Here is a 16649-nt window from a genome sequence, read left to right as displayed (position 1 = left end):
TCACCCTTTCATCATTCAATGACTACAACGACATCTCCTTCATTTACGAAATCACCTTCAGCAACTTTAATTTCTTTCACTACTCCATCCGCTTCAGCCGGAATTGGAATTTCCATCTTCATTGATTCTAAGATGACTAAATCATCACCGTCTTGTACCTGATCTCCTTGTGCAACAACAATTTTCCAAACGCTTCCTGCCATATTTGCTTTCATTTCTACCATATGGACGGCCCCCTCTATTTCTAATTAGGTTGGTTCTGATAATATAATTCAACAAAATTTGTCGTAGTCCTGCCTGCTTTGAACTGAGGATGTGAGATGACGTCGTAAATCATCGGAATATTTGTTTTAATCCCTTCTACTTTGTAGGTTGGCAACGTTTCTTCAATCCTACGTATAACTGCATCTCTAGAATCACCTGACACGACGTACTTTGCGATCATAGGATCGTAAAATGGACTAATAGTCGATGTACGATGGATAGAAAGCTCATGCCGGATTCCATCACCTTGTGGCAACTGTAAATCCGTCAACTGCCCAGGTGCTGGATAAAACGTATAGGGGTCTTCCGCATAGATTCTAACTTCTATTGCGTGCCCTTCAATCGTCAAATCTTTCTGTCGGAAACGTAATGGCTCGCCTGATGCAACTCGTATTTGTTCTTCAACCAAATCGACTCCCGTAATCTCTTCTGTGACTGGATGCTCCACTTGTAATCTAGTATTCATCTCAAGGAAATAGAAGTGTTCATGGGCATCTACTAGAAATTCGATCGTACCTGCGTTCGAATAGCCTAATTGTAAAGCAGCTCGAACTGCAACTTCCCCCATCTTTGTTCTTGTTTCTTCTGAAAGAAACGGAGAAGGCGCTTCTTCCACAACCTTTTGATGACGTCGTTGAATTGAGCATTCTCGCTCAAAGAGGTAAACCGCATTTCCGTGTTCATCTGCTAATAGCTGGATTTCGATATGGCGAGGTTCTTCTATAAATTTCTCTAGAAACATCGTTCCATCTCCGAAAAACATCGTAGCCCGCTTTGAATTTCCATCGAACGCTTTCATAAGTTCAGCTTCATTCTGAACAAGTTGCATCCCAATGCCGCCTCCACCGCTTGCTGCCTTTAGCATAATGGGGTAACCGATGCGTTTTGCTTCTTGTATTGCTTCTTCTAAATCATTTGTAGCTGCATCTGTTCCAGGTACAATAGGCACACCAGCTTCTTCCATCGTCCTTCTTGCTTCAATTTTGTTACCCATCTTGCGCATAATAGAAGGTTTCGGTCCGATGAACACAAACCCTCTTTCTGCACACCGTTCAGCAAAGTCCCCGTTCTCACTCAATAAACCGTAGCCTGGATGAATGGCATCAACTTCGGCTTCTTTCGCGATTTGAAGCACTTTGTCTATATTTAAATAACTTTCATGAACCCTAGTACCACCTAATGGATAGCACTCGGTTGCCTCTTGAACGTACAGACTATCTTTGTCTGGGTCGGAGTAGATGGCGACTGTATCAATGTTTAAACGCTTACACGTTCGAATAATCCGCGAAGCAATCTCACCGCGATTTGCGATCAATACTTTCTTAAACATCTAACCGCTCCTTTTCTTTTACAAGTTTCTCAGACTGTTCACGAAGTAGGTATTTCTGTATCTTCCCACTTGCTGTCATTGGATACGATTCTGTGAAGACAACGTATTTTGGAATCTTATGTCTTGAAATCTTACCTTCACAGAACGATTTGATGGAATCCGGTGTACTCGTCACACCCTCTTTAAGAATGATCCACGCCATTAGCTCTTCTCCATATCTCGGGTCTGGAACACCTACAATCTGTACATCAAGCACGTCAGGATGTTGATAAAGAAATTCTTCTACTTCCCTAGGATAAATATTCTCTCCACCACGAATAATCATATCTTTCATCCTACCTGTAATATCAACGTACCCTTCTTCATCCATGACTGCAATGTCTCCCGTATGAAGCCATCCCTCATCATCAATCGCGGCAGCAGTTGCTTCGTGATTGTTATAATAGCCTTTCATCACCAGGTACCCTCGTGTGCATAATTCACCTGGGACCCCGCGCGGCACCTCATCATTCGTTCCTGGTGCTACAATCTTCACTTCAACATGAGGATGAGCCTTTCCAACTGATGCTACTCTTCGTTCCACTGAATCTTTCGTTCTCGTTTGTGTAATAACAGGAGAAGACTCCGTCTGTCCATAAGCAATCGTAATTTCATGAGCGCCCATCTTATTCATAACAGCCTTCATCACTTCCATTGGGCAAGTAGAACCAGCCATGATTCCTGTTCTTAAATGAGGGAAAGAGTATAAGTTGAAATTCGGATGATTTAGTTCGGCGATGAACATGGTTGGAACACCATGAAGTGCGGTACATTTCTCTTCTTGTACAGCGCTCATGACTAACTCTGGATGGAATTGTTCAAGAATGACCATTGTAGCCCCTTTCGATACAGCCGCCATCGTCCCGAGTACACACCCGAAACAATGGAAGAAAGGGACGGGGATACAAAGACGATCAGTCATCGTTAGTTCCATGCAATCAGCCACTAAGTTCCCGTTATTGACAATATTATAGTGGGAGAGCATAACCCCTTTAGGGAAACCGGTCGTACCTGATGTATATTGCATATTAATGACGTCATCGACACTTAGACTTTCTTTTCTTTGTTGGAGTGCCGCATCTGATATCTCTTCTCCGAGCTTTACGAATTCGCGCCAATTGTACGCGTACGGGCGCTGTTCATCATCTAATACAATAATATTCTTCAAGTAAGGGAGGTCTTTACAATGAAGCATTCCTTTGTCACAATGCTTCAGTTCAGGGCAGATTGATGTAAGAATTTCAAGGTAGGAAGTATCTTTGTACGTAAGAGCTAGTAATAACGTTGTTGCATCAGACTGTTTCAGTAAGTAGTTCAATTCAGTAGCTTGATAATTTGTATTAACCGTTACAAGTACGCCGCCCATCTTTCCAGTAGCAAATTGGGAGATTAACCACTCAGGCTTATTATCAGACCAGATTGCCACGTGTTCGCCTCTCTCTACACCAAGTGCCATAAACGCTTTCGCTACCTCATCTGTGTCCTCATGAAATTGCTTATAGGTCTTTCTAATTCCGTGCTCTGGGTATACATAGGCTTCATGATCTGGGTGAGAAACTGCTTTTGACTCTACCAATTGACCAACCGTCTGATTGAGTAACATAGATTTCTCTCCTTTCCTAGCACCCTAGATTTCGACTAATAACCATGCGCTGGATTTCTGATGTACCCTCGCCGATTTCGAGTAACTTTGCATCGCGTAAATATCTCTCAACCTCATACTCTCTCATATATCCATAGCCACCATGGATTTGAATCGCCTGATTGGCTGTCCGAAATGCAGTTTCAGATGCATAGAGCTTTGCAAAAGCAGACTCTTTAGAGAATGGTTTTCCCTCATCTTTCAGCCAGGCTGCTTTATGCACCATATTCCGAGCTAATTCAATTTCCATTGCCATGTCAGCAAGTTTGAATTGTATGGCTTGAAATTTCGAAATGGGTTGACCGAATTGTTTCCGTTCTTTCGCATATTGAAGCGCTTTCTCGAAAGATGCTTGCGCTATGCCTACAGCCAAAGCTGCAATTGAGATTCGCCCTCCATCGAGCGTGTATAGAAATTGACCGAACCCTTTAGTTTCATCTCCTAAGATATTCTCCTTAGGCACCCGTACATCTTCTAAAATAATCTCTGAAGTGTTTGAACCACGTACGCCCATCTTGTCGTAGTTACTTGAGATGGTTAGCCCTTTAGTATCAGCAGGTACAAGAAACGCAGAGATAATGGGCTTACCGTTCTCTCGTTTCCCTGACACCGCTGTTACTGTAATGCTTCTCGCGTAGCTTGCATTCGTAATCCAACTTTTCTCCCCGTTAATGACGTATTCATCGCCTTCTAATACGGCCTTCGTTTCTGTGCCACCTGCATCAGACCCTGCATTTGGTTCAGTTAACCCAAATGATGCGAGAGCTTCTCCCTTTGCTAGGGGCACAAGGAAAGATTGTTTTTGTTCTTCAGTTCCGAAATAGTAAATCGGACTGGCTCCGAGTGAGACGGCAGCAGCATAGCTAAGTCCAGTACTCCCACACACGCGTCCAATTTCTTCAACCGCTAGAGCATATGTGAGCGTATCTCCACCTGCCCCGCCGTATTGCTCAGGAAACGGGATGCCTAATAACCCAAGCTTCCCCATCTCCATAAATAGCTCATAAGGAAACGTCGCCTCACGATCAATCTCTGCAGCAATCGGTGCTATCTTCTCTTCAGCAAACTCACGAACCATGCGTTTCGTCATTTCTTGCTCTTTCGTTAGCGTAAAATCCATCGTTAAACCCCTCTCTTTAATAAGACCGACTGGTTGGTCGGACAGTCTTATAATTTAGCATTCAACTCTTCGTTCCTAAGCATTATGAAATCTTCCGGCAATAAGGCTCTAGAAATAAATTCATAGAAGTAGTCGGCAATTTCATCAATGGATTTTTCTCCATCACGGCTGTACCACTTATAGGTCCAGTTCACCATTCCCAATATCGACATGGTAGCGATTTGTGGGGGAAGGTCGGTTCTGAACTGATCTTGTTGTTGACCATTCTTAATAACAGCAAGCAACAGATCTTTAAATCGGTCACGCTTTTCTTTAATGCGTTCTTCAAACGGTGAGGTTAAATAAATACTCTCTTGATAAAATACGGAAATGTGGAGTTGATAAAGGTCAAAAACCTTTACGAAAGAATGGATGATTGCATGAAGTTGGTAGGTAGGGTGGGTGTTGTTTAATACGGCAAGTTGGGCTTTCTCTAGAACATATGTAATAAATGTATCGTGTATCACATAAAGCAGCTCATCTTTCGACTTGAAATAATGATAGAATCCACCTTTGGATACGCCGCAGTGTTGCACTATTTCATTTACAGATACTCTATGAAAGCCTTTCTCTGCAAACAGCTCTAATGAAGATTGAATAACTTTCTCTCGTAGTTCAGGCATGCATCATCTCCCCTTTTATGAATCCGCTTACATAATAGCACGAGAATTCAGATAATTCTAGATATATTTTTCGACTTAGTCCGAGACCGCTCGTCAAACCAACGCTTCTTACTATAAATTAGAACAAGAAAAACCAAGGCTCTATACTTCCCACTAGCCTTGGCTTTTCTTGTTCTACCGTTCTATTTTTGATTGATTTGCTGCTGTACAGTGCCATCTGCTTTATGGACGACTAGAATGGCATCGTGTTTATTCATAAGATCACGTGCTCGTTCCATGGCGTCATCTTTTGTATCAGCCATATAACTCGCCTGTTTCGCATCTTCTTTCATAACAGCCCAACGTTCTTCCTGCGGAACGACATGATAAACGGTATCTTTATCTGTACTTCCTTCTGATTTCTGTGCTTGTGAGGTTGCAATGGCAATTGCTCGTCCTTCAGGCATATCCTCTTCGTCTAACAGTGCGTTTGCAATTTCAATCGCTTTTTCTCTAACTTCATCTGGTAAGTTCTTCATTGATTCTGGATAATCTTGCTTTGTCCAACGATTCTTCGCCATATTCTTATCCACCTCCAACATAGTCTACCTTTCCATTCCCAGTCTCTGTAATATGTAAACAAGCTGTTTTACTTTAGTTGGGATAAGTGGGTGAAAGTGGAATAGTATTAAGAAAACGCCCTAGTGGAGTGATCTTAATGGGGAAAAAGGTGTTATTTTTTGCGGATTTCGGAATCGATGATGTGCTTGCTCTCGTCTATGCCTTCTTTGAAGAGGAAATTGATATTGTGGCTGTTGTTACCGGTTATGGGAATATTCCGAGGGAAAATGCGAAACGAAACGCACTGTTCATAAGGTCTCTTGCAAACGCAGAGCACATTCCTATTATAGAAGGTGCGTCCAAGCCTTATACAGGTAAGGTTCCTGATTATGTACCTGAAATTCATGGCGACTATGGGCTTGGCCCATTTATACCAAGCGAAGCCTCTCAACAAGGAAGAATTGAAGATTTCCATTATGTTAGAACGCTCTTTCACCAGTACGAGGAAGACGACATCTACGTCGTAAATGTCGGTCGTCTTTCGTCTCTTGCGACTTTTTTCGTTCTATACCCGGAATACAGAGAACGAATTAAGGATGTGTATATCATGGGCGGGGCTTTTTTATCCCCTGGGAATGTTACACCAGTAGCAGAGGCGAATATACACGGGGACCCCTATGCAGCTCATTTCATCTTAACCGTTGGCAAACCGATGTTTATCGTTCCACTCAATGTCACCCAGTATGCTTATCTACCGAATGAGACTGCTGAATATATTAAACAATACTGTCCAAATCCTATTATCAAGCAATTATTCAAACCAATGTTCGATTACTACTTTAACTTCTATAAGAGCAAGTCAACGGAGCCGTTACCTGGTCCGCCACTTCACGATGTATTGGCGTTATGGAGCATCATTGCCGGTCGTTCTGTTACGTTCAATAAAGCACCAGTGAAAGTAGTGACACAAGAAGGAGAAGCGTTCGGCCAAACTATTGGTGATTTCAGACAAGTAAAGGATAAAGCGGATTATCCTGCTCATTATGTAGCAATAGGTGTAGATTATCCTACATTTCTTAATCGATTTGTTACTCAATTAACAAGAAGAACCCCTCCAACACGTTAGTGTGAGAGGGGTTCTTCTATTCATTCACCTATTCATCTGTGAAAACTCGTTCGTACTGTTGTTCTTGCCAAACCTTTGTTACGTCACCTTCAGTTTCGTTATCAACGACATATGAGCCGTTACTATATCGATCATTAGCTTTAAAGTCCATTGGGTGGATAGTTTGAAGAACACCTTTGTCGGTAAGCAAATGAATTCTGTCTCCGCTGTGCGTGGCTAAGAAACCTACAATCTGATGTGGATTTTTCTTCAGCTCACGGAGCATAACGACTCCCTTCTTCGCTCGCTGCGACTTATCAAATTCTTTCAATCTCATCCGTTTTGCTGCACCGCGATGCGTAATCAGAAGGAGGGATGGGTCCTCTCCAAGATGGAAAGAAGCAAGATTGATGACTTCCTCATCATCCTTAAGCGTCATTCCTTTGACCCCGCCTGCACGTTGACCGATCGGTTTCAGTTCAGTTTCATCAAACCATAGACCGTATCCTTTGTTTGAAGCTAAGAACACTTCTTGACTACCACTAGTAAGCTCGACACCAATCACTTCGTCGTCATCTTTAATGTTGATGGCGACAAGTGGTTTCGTATAGCGCTGCGCTTGATAAAGATGTAGCTCACTTCTCTTCACCATTCCGTTCTTCGTTGCAAATAAGAGGTACTGAGGTTGTTTAAAGTCTCGTATTGGGATTGCCTTAATTAAGTGTTCATTTCGATCTATAGAAATTACATTTGCAATATGCTGACCCAAGTCTTTCCATCTTATATCGGGCAACTCATGAACGGGAAGGTAAATGTAGTTCCCTTTATTCGTAAAGGCGAGTAGTGTATCTGTTGTGTTAATCTCATATAAGCCTAACAACGTGTCTCCGTCCTTCATGGCAAATCCTTCACCATTTGAAGCAGCGTATGACCTTAGACTCGTCCGTTTAATATAGCCTTCTTCTGTAACAGAAACGAGAACATCCTCACTCGGAACCGTTACTTCTAAATTGATTTTCAGTTCTTCTATTTCATCCTCAATCTTCGTTACTCGGTCTGTTGCATACTGTTTACGAAGTTTCTTCAAATCCGTCTTGATGACTTTCAATAACTTTTGTTCATCTCCAAGGATTGCTTCAAGATCTGCAATTCGCTTCTTAAGCTCTGCTTCTTCCTCCTGGAGAGAGGTTATATCTGTGTTCGTCAAGCGGTAAAGTTGTAGATTCACGATTGCTTCTGCCTGAGCTTCTGTGAAACCATACGCTTCTGAAATTCGGTTTTTCGCATCCCCTTTATCCTTCGAGGCACGAATGGTTGCAATGACTTCATCTAAGATGGAGATGGCTTTCATTAACCCTTCTACAATGTGCGCACGTTCTTTGGCTTTCCTTAAATCATAGTTAGATTGACGCGTCACTACGTCACGCTGATGTAGAATATAAGAATCAAGCAATTGAGGAAGACTTAAAAGCTTAGGTGTCTTATTATGAATCGCAACCATGTTGAAGTGGTAGCTGATTTGCAAGTCCGTATTCTTGTATAGGTAATTTAAGATTCCCGTACTATCTGCATCCTTCTTAAGCTCAATGACAACACGAAGTCCTGTTCGGTCTGTTTCATCACGAACTTCAGCAATGCCTTCCACTTTCTTATCGATGCGTAGTTCGTCCATCTTCTTGACCATGTTCGCTTTATTCACGTCATATGGAATTTCATCAATGACGATTTGTTCCTTGCCGCCTTTAATTGTTTCAATGGCAGCTCGTCCTCGTACGACAATTTTCCCTTTACCTGTTTCGTACGCTTTCTTGATTCCTTCTACACCTTGAATGATACCACCTGTAGGGAAATCCGGGCCTTTCAGTGCTGTCATCAGCTCATCGACACTAGCTTCAGGGTGGTCAATCCGCTGAATAACAGCATCAATCACTTCACCTAGATTGTGAGAAGGAATTTCCGTGGCATAACCCGCGGAAATCCCTGTTGAACCGTTCACTAGGAGGTTTGGGAATTTAGCTGGAAGAACGACCGGTTCCATAATGGTGTCGTCAAAGTTCGGAATATGATCAACCGTTTCTTTCTCAATGTCACGCAATAGCTCAGAAGAAATTGATGAAAGCCTTCCTTCTGTATAACGCATTGCCGCAGGCGGGTCTCCATCGACACTACCGTTATTGCCATGCATTTCAACAAGTACATTCCTTAGCTTCCAATCTTGACTCATGCGCACCATCGCCTCATACACGGAGGAATCTCCGTGTGGGTGGTAGTTCCCTATTACTGTACCGATGGTCTTTGCAGATTTTCGGTGAGGTTTATCGTGGGTGTTCCGTTCATGATGCATAGCGTATAAAATTCTTCGTTGTACAGGCTTCAAACCATCACGCGCGTCAGGGAGGGCACGATCTTGAATGATGTATTTACTATAGCGACCAAATCGATCACCGATGACTTCTTCTAATGGTAAATCTAAATATCGTTGTGTTTCTGCCATAATTATCGTCCCCCTCTATGACTGCAGTTTGTCGTTTTCTAAAATGTTGCTTTGGTCTTCCATGCCGAAGGCTACGTGGGATTCAATCCACTTCCGACGAGGTTCTACTTTATCCCCCATAAGCGTAGCTACACGACGCTCAGCTCGGGCAAGATCATCGATGGTAACTCGGATTAACGTTCTTGTTTCTGGATTCATCGTTGTTTCCCAAAGCTGGTCTGCATTCATCTCACCAAGACCTTTATAACGTTGAATGGTATAGCCATTTTTCATTTTCTTTGTAATCTCTTGCATTTCTTCATCTTCCCAAGCGTAATGAACCTGCTCTTTCTTCCCTTTTCCTTTCGACACTTTGTATAAAGGTGGAAGGGCAATGTACACTTTGCCAGCCCGAATTAATTCTTGCATATATCGATAGAAGAATGTGAGAAGTAGTACTTGAATATGAGCACCGTCTGTGTCGGCATCCGTCATAATAACAATTTTGTCATACTGGCAATCTTCAATATTGAAATCAGAACCGACTCCTGCTCCGATGGTATGAATGATTGTTGAGATTTCTTCATTCTTCATAATATCTTGAAGTTTCGCCTTTTCTGTGTTGATGACTTTACCACGAAGCGGAAGCACGGCTTGGAATCGACGATCCCTTCCTTGCTTCGCTGAACCTCCTGCAGAATCACCCTCTACGAGATAAAGTTCGTTTCTTTGAGCGTTCTTCGATTGCGCTGGTGTCAGCTTTCCGCTTAGTAATGTATCTTTCTTTTTTCGTTTCTTGCCTGTACGCGCTTCTTCCCTAGCTTTTCTAGCTGCTTCTCTCGCTTCTTTCGCTTTGATGGCTTTACGTATAAGCATAGAAGCTGTTTCAGGATTTTCTTCAAGGAAGTAAGATAGGTTCTCAGTCACAATCCCATCTACAGCTGAACGTGCTTCAGATGTACCAAGTTTCGATTTCGTCTGCCCCTCAAACTGGAGCTTCTCCTCCGGAATACGGATTGAAACGACGGCTGTGAACCCCTCACGAATATCTGTACCTTCTAAATTCTTATCCTTTTCCTTTAATAATCCAGATTTACGTGCTGTATCATTAAAGCTTCTTGTAATGGCGCTTCTGGCACCTGATTCATGCGTTCCCCCATCTTTCGTACGAACGTTGTTGACAAAGGAAAGCATGTTCTCTGAATAGCCATCATTGAACTGAAAGGCGATATCAATTTCTATTTCTTCCTGTTCTCCTTCAAATGAAACAACAGGATGAAGGGGTTCTTTCTCTTCATTTAGATAAGAAACGAACGATTTCAACCCATCCGGATATTGATATTCTTCTACCTGGTCATGACGTTCATCTTTAATATCAATCTGCAATCCTTTTAGTAAGAATGCAGATTCCCTTAGGCGTTCAGATAACGTTTCGAAATCGTACGTTGTAACGGAGAAGATTGTTGGGTCTGGCTTAAAGTGGATAGTCGTCCCGCTTTTCTTTGTACCTCCCTTATGTTCTAAAGGAGTTACGGGTTTACCTCCGCTTTCAAAACGTTGGTAGTATTTCTGACCATCACGACAAATAGTAACTTCTAGCCATTCTGACAATGCGTTTACTACAGAAGCACCAACGCCGTGTAGTCCGCCACTTGTCTTGTAGCCACCCTGACCAAATTTACCGCCAGCGTGTAGGACCGTCAAGATGACTTCTGGTGTTGGTTTACCTAGTTTGTGCATTCCTGTAGGCATTCCACGTCCTTCATCTACAACTGAGATGCTATTATCTTTATGTATGACGACGGCGATCCGATCTCCGAATCCTGCCAATGCTTCGTCAACTGCGTTATCTACTATTTCATATACGAGGTGATGAAGACCACGGTGGTCTGTACTACCGATATACATACCTGGGCGTTTACGGACTGCCTCGAGGCCTTCAAGCACTTGTATGGAATCATCATTATATTGAGTTGAATTCGTTGCCACTCTGTTGTGCTCCTTTCCAATGCTCTTCATTTAATAATAGAACGAATGTTCGATTTTGTAAACAAGAGCCTTTAGCGTGCGCTTCTCTTATTCTAACGATTTTCTAACGCTACGCAAATACACTTTTCCCTAAGGACGTAAAAAATCCCTGCTCTCACAGGGATTTTCTTTGGCAATACGCCGCTCTTATTTACCTATTGTAACAGAATGTGCGACTTTAATACACATGTCCATAATCACAGTCTTATTCTGCTCCGTTAAATAACGATAGGCTTCCTCACTTGCAACCCCTTGTTGCGCCCAGAATACGGGTGCATCAATTTGAGCTGCTTCTTTAGCAAGGGCAGGTAAATGTTCTGACCTTCTAAATACGTTAATGAGATCTACACTTTGGTCTAAATCGAGCAAAGAACGGTAGGATTTCTCGCCTAGCACTTCATCAACATTCGGATTTACAGGGATTATCTTGTAGCCAGCATCCTGCATAGCCTTTGATATTTGATACGATGTTCGATTAGGATTGTCAGAGAGACCCACAACAGCAATTGTCTTTGATTGTTGAAGAATATCTTTAATCGTTTCTCTTGATGGATTTTGAATATCCATGTGATTCACTCCTTTAGTCAATTAAATCAATTTCTTTCAAGTACTCTTCGGCCACTTCATATGGATTTGCATCTTCATAGTCGACTTGATAGTTCATTTGTTGCATTTCCTCAGCTGTAATCTCACCAGCAAGCTGATTTAAGATCTCTTCAAGCTCTGGGTATTCTTCAAGAGTTTCTTGACGCAGTAACGGCGCTCCCTGGTATGGCGGAAATAGATTTTCCGGGTCTTCAAGAGCAACAAGATTGTACTCAATCATGTATCCTTGAGTTGAATAGGCATCAATAATCTCAACATCACCACTGGCAATGGCTTGCTGGCGTACACCTGCTTCCATCGTGTTCACATCTAAGTTTAAATCATACAGCTCTTGCATGCCTACGTACCCGTCTTGTCTATTCGTAAACTCAAGTGTAAAGCCGGCTGTCAATTGATTCTCTACCCTCTTCAAATCCCCAATGGTCGTTAGGTTGTATCGTTGTGCGATTTCTTCAGTGGTTGCTACCGCATACGTATTGTTAAACTGCATCGGCTTAAGATAGGCCATGTTAAAGTTCTCTGCCATTCCTTCTCGTGCCTGTTCATAAACTTCTTCAGATGAATTACTCACCGCTTCTTCTTTCAAGAATGTCACTACAGCTGTTCCTGTGAACTCAGGGTAGATATCTATGTCTCCACCTTGCAATGCTTTAAACACGAAATCGGTCTTACCTAAGTTAGGTTCTGTCTTCACATTTAAGTCCGTTTCATCTTCAATAAGAATCTTATACATATTCATTAAGATCCTTGGCTCTGCTCCAATCTTTCCACCTACGACTAAGTCTGCACGTTGATTGAAATTAGCAATGAAAGGAATCGTTACGACTAAAACGGCTATAATGAGAATGGACAAGAGGGAACGAAACCCTGATTTAGCACTCGTCCGTTCAAACAAACGCAAGATAAAATCTAGAATAATGGCTAAGAGTGCAGCGGGGATGGCTCCTAATAGAATAAGGTTCATCTCACTCCCACGGTCAATCCCTAATAGAATTAGTTCTCCTAGTCCTCCCGCTCCGATTAAAGCGGCAATCGTTGTGGTCCCGACAACAAGAACCATGGATGTTCTAATTCCTGCCATAATAACAGGCATGGCGAGGGGCAATTCTACTTTGGCAAGACGTTTGAATGATGTCATTCCAAGCCCAATGGCTGCCTCTTTCAATGAAGGGTCGACTTCTTTAATTCCGGTATACGTATTTCTTAGGATTGGCAATAACGCATAAGCGACTAATGCAATAATTGCTGGCTGTTTCCCAATACCGACAAGCGGAATTAAAAACGCTAATACGGCTAGACTTGGAATCGTTTGGAGGACCGCAGCAACTCCAATGACTGGCTCAGCGATTCGCTTCATACGAGTTAGCGCCAATCCTAGCGGTACAGCAATTAAGATTGCAATCAACAAAGCAACAATGGATAACTGCAAATGTTCCCAAATTGCCTGTAGCAGTTCGCCACGACGGTCATTAAAGACAGTTATGAATTCATTCATTGGTGAATCACCCCGTTTTCCATTTTCGTTTGGTTCTGCAGGTGAAACACAATGGATTTATAGGAAAGCGTGCCAAGCAATTGGTTCTCTTTCACTACGGGGAGAATAGAAACACCTTGTTCATCAAACATAGTGGTGGCTTTACGTAAGTGAGTATCATTTGGGAGTGGTGTAATATCCGATGCTAAACCGTCTACATAAGCTCCTATATACTGACCATTCTCATCCTTAACGAAATAAATTCCTACAGAAGGAACGCCTCCTTGGTCAACTTTCTGCTTAGAAAGGATGGCATTGTCTTCCTTATCGAGCATGACATCAATGGCTGTCTGCCAAGGGGACTTTCTTTCACCAATAAAGCTTTTCACGAAGTCACTATTCGGCTGAAGGATGAGTTGTTGTGGTGTGCTTAACTGCACAATTTCTCCATCACGCATGAGACATACGCGGTCCCCAAGCGCCATTGCTTCATCCATATCGTGAGTTACAAATACAATCGTCTTCTTAATCTTCTTCTGCAGGTCGCGAATATCCGATTGAAGTTGTTCACGACTAATTGGGTCAAGTGCACTAAATGGCTCATCCATTAAAATGATGTCTGGGTCAGCTGCGAGCGCGCGAATAACGCCTACACGTTGCTGTTGCCCCCCAGAAAGCTCACTTGGATAACGGCTCATGAACGTTTCTGGTTCTAGTCCAACCATTTCCATTAATTCTTCTGTCCGTTTCTTAATTTCCCTACGTTTCCATCTTCTCATCTCTGGTACAACTGCAATGTTCTCTTCAATAGTCATATGTGGAAATAGCGCAATCTCCTGTAGTACATACCCTATGTTCCAACGGAGTTCATGTATGTTTAAATCGCGTATGTCCTCGTTCTGTATGTATATGTTCCCCTCAGTAGGAGTGATTAGACGATTGATCATCTTCATCGTCGTCGTTTTACCGCATCCACTTGGGCCAATTAACGCTAGTATCTCACCCTCTTGAACGGTTAAATTCAGGTTCTTAATTGCCTGAGTACCGTCTGGATACGTTTTACTTACATCTTTAAATTCAATCAACAGTTTATGCCCCCTTCTAAATGCATCAGTGGCTTATTCCCTATGAGCCACTTCATAAACATATTTATCATACCGAATATGGGAATAGGATGAAATTCATATGCCTCTCCTATCTAGTCTGTGCAAAAGAACCGCATTCATGATAATGCCAAGCGTTAGCGACTCATATTAAATTTTGAAAAGGAATGGATTACATGTTCTTAAATATTCGGTTTTCTGGTAAACTATATGAAGCATGTACAATCCAAAAGGAGAAATGAAATGGAATACATAGTATTTGGAATCATTGCATATTTAATTGGTTCAATTCCTTTTGCATTGTTGGTAGGCAAAATCGGGTACAAAATTGACATTCGTGAGCATGGAAGCGGAAATCTTGGAGGAACAAACACCTTTCGTGTATTAGGTATAAAGGCAGGATTAATCGTTACTCTTTCTGACATTCTTAAAGGTACGTTAGCAGCAAGAATCCCTGCATTCTTTGACGCAGATGTTAACTTACTCGTTATTGGAATCTTTGCGGTAGTCGGACATATGTATCCGTTATTCGCGAAATTTAAAGGAGGAAAGGCCGTTGCAACTTCAGGTGGAGTGATCTTAGCTGTATCTCCCCTTGTGTTCTTAATCATGTTAGCAACCTTCTTCCTCGTATTGTATTTGTCTAAGTATGTATCGCTAAGCTCAATGGTTACCGGGATCGTTACGATTGGAGTGTCGATCTTTATCCAACATGTAGGCTTAATTATCGTAACAAGTATTTTGACCGCATTTGTCATTTACCGACACCGTTCCAACATTAAACGAATCATTGATGGAACTGAACCAAAAATTAAATGGATGTAAAAAAGGTGGAGTCCTCGGACTCCACCTTTTCTAATACCCGTATGCCCAATTTAAGTCGTCAACAAACTGAACTGGACGTAACGTCTGTTCTTTCGATTCACCTTTATATAAGATTGTTCTCGTATAAGAACCTTGTTGTTGAAGTTGGTCAAATTGGTTTCTTTCCATCTCCTCAATGGCTACAAGTTGAGAATCAAACGTTGTAAATAAAGCGGTCCCTTTCAAGGATCATCCCTCTTTCCCATGATGTTATCAACTTAACGTAGTGTAGAGAAAGAAAAATGAAATGCCAACCCCCTCACCCAAACTTCACAAAATCGTCACATTTATCGCCCTTTAAAAGCTCTTCTTCTGCAAACCAATTACTGACATGTTACAATATTTCATACCTTCATATACTAATCAGAGCATATTCCTTAATTTTATAAATTGTGCAATAGAGCACTCATCCTGTATACTTTTGATTAGTTTTAAGAGAAAGTTTGAAAGGGGTCATCATCGCTATGAATCAAACAGATTTAAATACAATAAAACAGTTACCCTCAAAAGAAGAGAGACATAAGCTATTCGGGTCTGTGGACCCAGGTCCAAGAACCAAGCCAGTTGAAAAGTCTGAAATGAAGGATTTGCAAAACGCGAGGGAAGACTTCTTATTTGATTTAGATGCAGTTGGAATTTCAAACGTCAAGCATCCTATTCGCATCAATAGCACGATGAAACCGGAAATCCAGACGACTATTGGTACATTCAAGTTTGCCTCAAGTATCAAACAAGGAAGCAAAGGCACAAATATGAGTCGGTTCACTGAACAACTTGACCAATACCATAACGAAGGATTTGCGATTGATATCACTACGTTGAAGCGATTTACGAAAGAGCTCGCTGGTCGCCTTAAACAAAAGGATTCCATGGTTGAAGTTTCGTATCCTTGGTTCTTCGAGCGTAAAGGGCCTTTTTCTGACCTAGCTGGTATGAATCATGCTGATGCAACCATTAAAGTGAATTATCACGAAGAGACAGGCTTCGATGTTGAAGTTTCCCTAACTGGAAAGATTACAACACTTTGTCCTTGTTCGAAAGAAATCAGTGAGTATAGTGCTCACAATCAGCGTGGCAACGTGACCATGTCTATTGAATTAACAGATGATTTCAATGAGGATGAGATTGATTGGAAGCACCAGTTATTAGAAGCGGCTGAGTCCAATGCGAGTGCACGGATTCATCCTGTTCTTAAACGTCCGGATGAAAAGGCAGTAACAGAACAAGCTTACGAAAATCCTCGATTTGTTGAAGATATTGTACGTCTTGTAGCCGCTGACCTTTATGAATTACCTTTCGTAACGAAATTCTATGTGGCTTGCCGAAATGAAGAATCTATTCATTTACACGATGCCATTGCTGAAGTTACGTATGACAAACGAGATGAAACGAATTAGGT

The 16649-nt window shown here is 42.0% G+C and carries 15 protein-coding genes; 3 read left to right on the top strand and 12 right to left on the bottom strand.

Annotated features, from left to right (window positions below):
• Window positions 1-11: 11 nt before the first annotated feature.
• From H513_RS0102555 to H513_RS0102530, 6 genes are all read right to left on the bottom strand, one after another.
• Complete coding sequence (locus H513_RS0102555) at window positions 12-224, bottom strand: acetyl-CoA carboxylase biotin carboxyl carrier protein subunit (RefSeq protein WP_026799296.1); 213 nt, start codon at window positions 222-224, stop codon at window positions 12-14.
• 20 nt (window positions 225-244) lie between these two features.
• Window positions 245-1594 carry an acetyl-CoA carboxylase biotin carboxylase subunit gene (locus H513_RS0102550; RefSeq protein WP_026799295.1) on the bottom strand — a complete coding sequence of 450 codons (1350 nt, stop codon included), beginning with the start codon at window positions 1592-1594 and terminating at the stop codon, window positions 245-247.
• Window positions 1587-3236 carry an AMP-binding protein gene (locus tag H513_RS0102545; protein ID WP_026799294.1) on the bottom strand — a complete coding sequence of 550 codons (1650 nt, stop codon included), beginning with the start codon at window positions 3234-3236 and terminating at the stop codon, window positions 1587-1589. Before H513_RS0102545 ends, H513_RS0102550 begins: the two co-directional genes overlap by 8 nt.
• A gap of 16 nt (window positions 3237-3252) precedes the next feature.
• A complete protein-coding gene (locus tag H513_RS0102540; protein WP_026799293.1) occupies window positions 3253-4395 on the bottom strand; it encodes an acyl-CoA dehydrogenase family protein in 1143 nt (380 codons plus the stop codon).
• Between the two features lie 47 nt (window positions 4396-4442).
• Window positions 4443-5057, bottom strand: a complete 615-nt coding sequence (locus H513_RS19475; RefSeq protein WP_051239614.1) for a TetR/AcrR family transcriptional regulator — start codon at window positions 5055-5057, stop codon at window positions 4443-4445.
• Window positions 5058-5239: 182 nt separating this feature from the next.
• Window positions 5240-5617 carry a DUF2188 domain-containing protein gene (locus tag H513_RS0102530; protein WP_036769903.1) on the bottom strand — a complete coding sequence of 126 codons (378 nt, stop codon included), beginning with the start codon at window positions 5615-5617 and terminating at the stop codon, window positions 5240-5242.
• A gap of 137 nt (window positions 5618-5754) precedes the next feature.
• Between H513_RS0102530 and H513_RS0102525 the strand changes: the two genes are divergently transcribed.
• Entirely contained in the window at window positions 5755-6723 is a 969-nt protein-coding gene (locus H513_RS0102525; protein ID WP_026799291.1) for a nucleoside hydrolase, read from the top strand.
• Window positions 6724-6751: 28 nt separating this feature from the next.
• Here the strand turns inward: H513_RS0102525 and parC are convergent, their stop codons facing one another.
• From parC to H513_RS0102500, 5 genes are all read right to left on the bottom strand, one after another.
• Window positions 6752-9196, bottom strand: a complete 2445-nt coding sequence (gene parC, locus H513_RS0102520; protein ID WP_026799290.1) for a DNA topoisomerase IV subunit A — start codon at window positions 9194-9196, stop codon at window positions 6752-6754.
• Window positions 9197-9211: 15 nt separating this feature from the next.
• Window positions 9212-11164 carry a DNA topoisomerase IV subunit B gene (gene parE / locus H513_RS0102515; protein ID WP_026799289.1) on the bottom strand — a complete coding sequence of 651 codons (1953 nt, stop codon included), beginning with the start codon at window positions 11162-11164 and terminating at the stop codon, window positions 9212-9214.
• Window positions 11165-11350: 186 nt separating this feature from the next.
• Complete coding sequence (locus tag H513_RS0102510; RefSeq protein ID WP_026799288.1) at window positions 11351-11764, bottom strand: CoA-binding protein; 414 nt, start codon at window positions 11762-11764, stop codon at window positions 11351-11353.
• Between the two features lie 19 nt (window positions 11765-11783).
• Window positions 11784-13304 carry an ABC transporter permease/substrate-binding protein gene (locus H513_RS0102505; RefSeq protein ID WP_026799287.1) on the bottom strand — a complete coding sequence of 507 codons (1521 nt, stop codon included), beginning with the start codon at window positions 13302-13304 and terminating at the stop codon, window positions 11784-11786.
• Window positions 13301-14368, bottom strand: coding sequence for an ABC transporter ATP-binding protein (locus H513_RS0102500; protein ID WP_026799286.1), 1068 nt, complete (start codon window positions 14366-14368; stop codon window positions 13301-13303). Before H513_RS0102500 ends, H513_RS0102505 begins: the two co-directional genes overlap by 4 nt.
• 261 nt (window positions 14369-14629) lie before the next feature.
• On the opposite strand from H513_RS0102500, the gene plsY reads away from it, so the two are divergent.
• Window positions 14630-15211, top strand: coding sequence for a glycerol-3-phosphate 1-O-acyltransferase PlsY (gene plsY, locus H513_RS0102495; RefSeq protein WP_026799285.1), 582 nt, complete (start codon window positions 14630-14632; stop codon window positions 15209-15211).
• 30 nt (window positions 15212-15241) lie between these two features.
• Here the strand turns inward: plsY and H513_RS0102490 are convergent, their stop codons facing one another.
• Window positions 15242-15436 (bottom strand): hypothetical protein, encoded by a 195-nt coding sequence (locus H513_RS0102490; RefSeq protein WP_026799284.1) that lies wholly within the window; start codon window positions 15434-15436, stop codon window positions 15242-15244.
• A gap of 278 nt (window positions 15437-15714) precedes the next feature.
• On the opposite strand from H513_RS0102490, the gene folE2 reads away from it, so the two are divergent.
• On the top strand, window positions 15715-16647 hold the full coding sequence (folE2, locus tag H513_RS0102485) for a GTP cyclohydrolase FolE2 (RefSeq protein ID WP_026799283.1): 933 nt from the start codon (window positions 15715-15717) through the stop codon (window positions 16645-16647).
• The last annotated feature ends 2 nt before the right edge of the window (window positions 16648-16649 follow it).

Origin of the sequence: Pontibacillus halophilus JSM 076056 = DSM 19796 (assembly GCF_000425205.1) — a bacterium.
Taxonomy (GTDB): Bacteria; Bacillota; Bacilli; order Bacillales; family BH030062; genus Pontibacillus_A; species Pontibacillus_A halophilus.
Note: the sequence above shows the minus strand (reverse complement) of the source record. Positions and strands in the feature narration are given on the sequence as shown.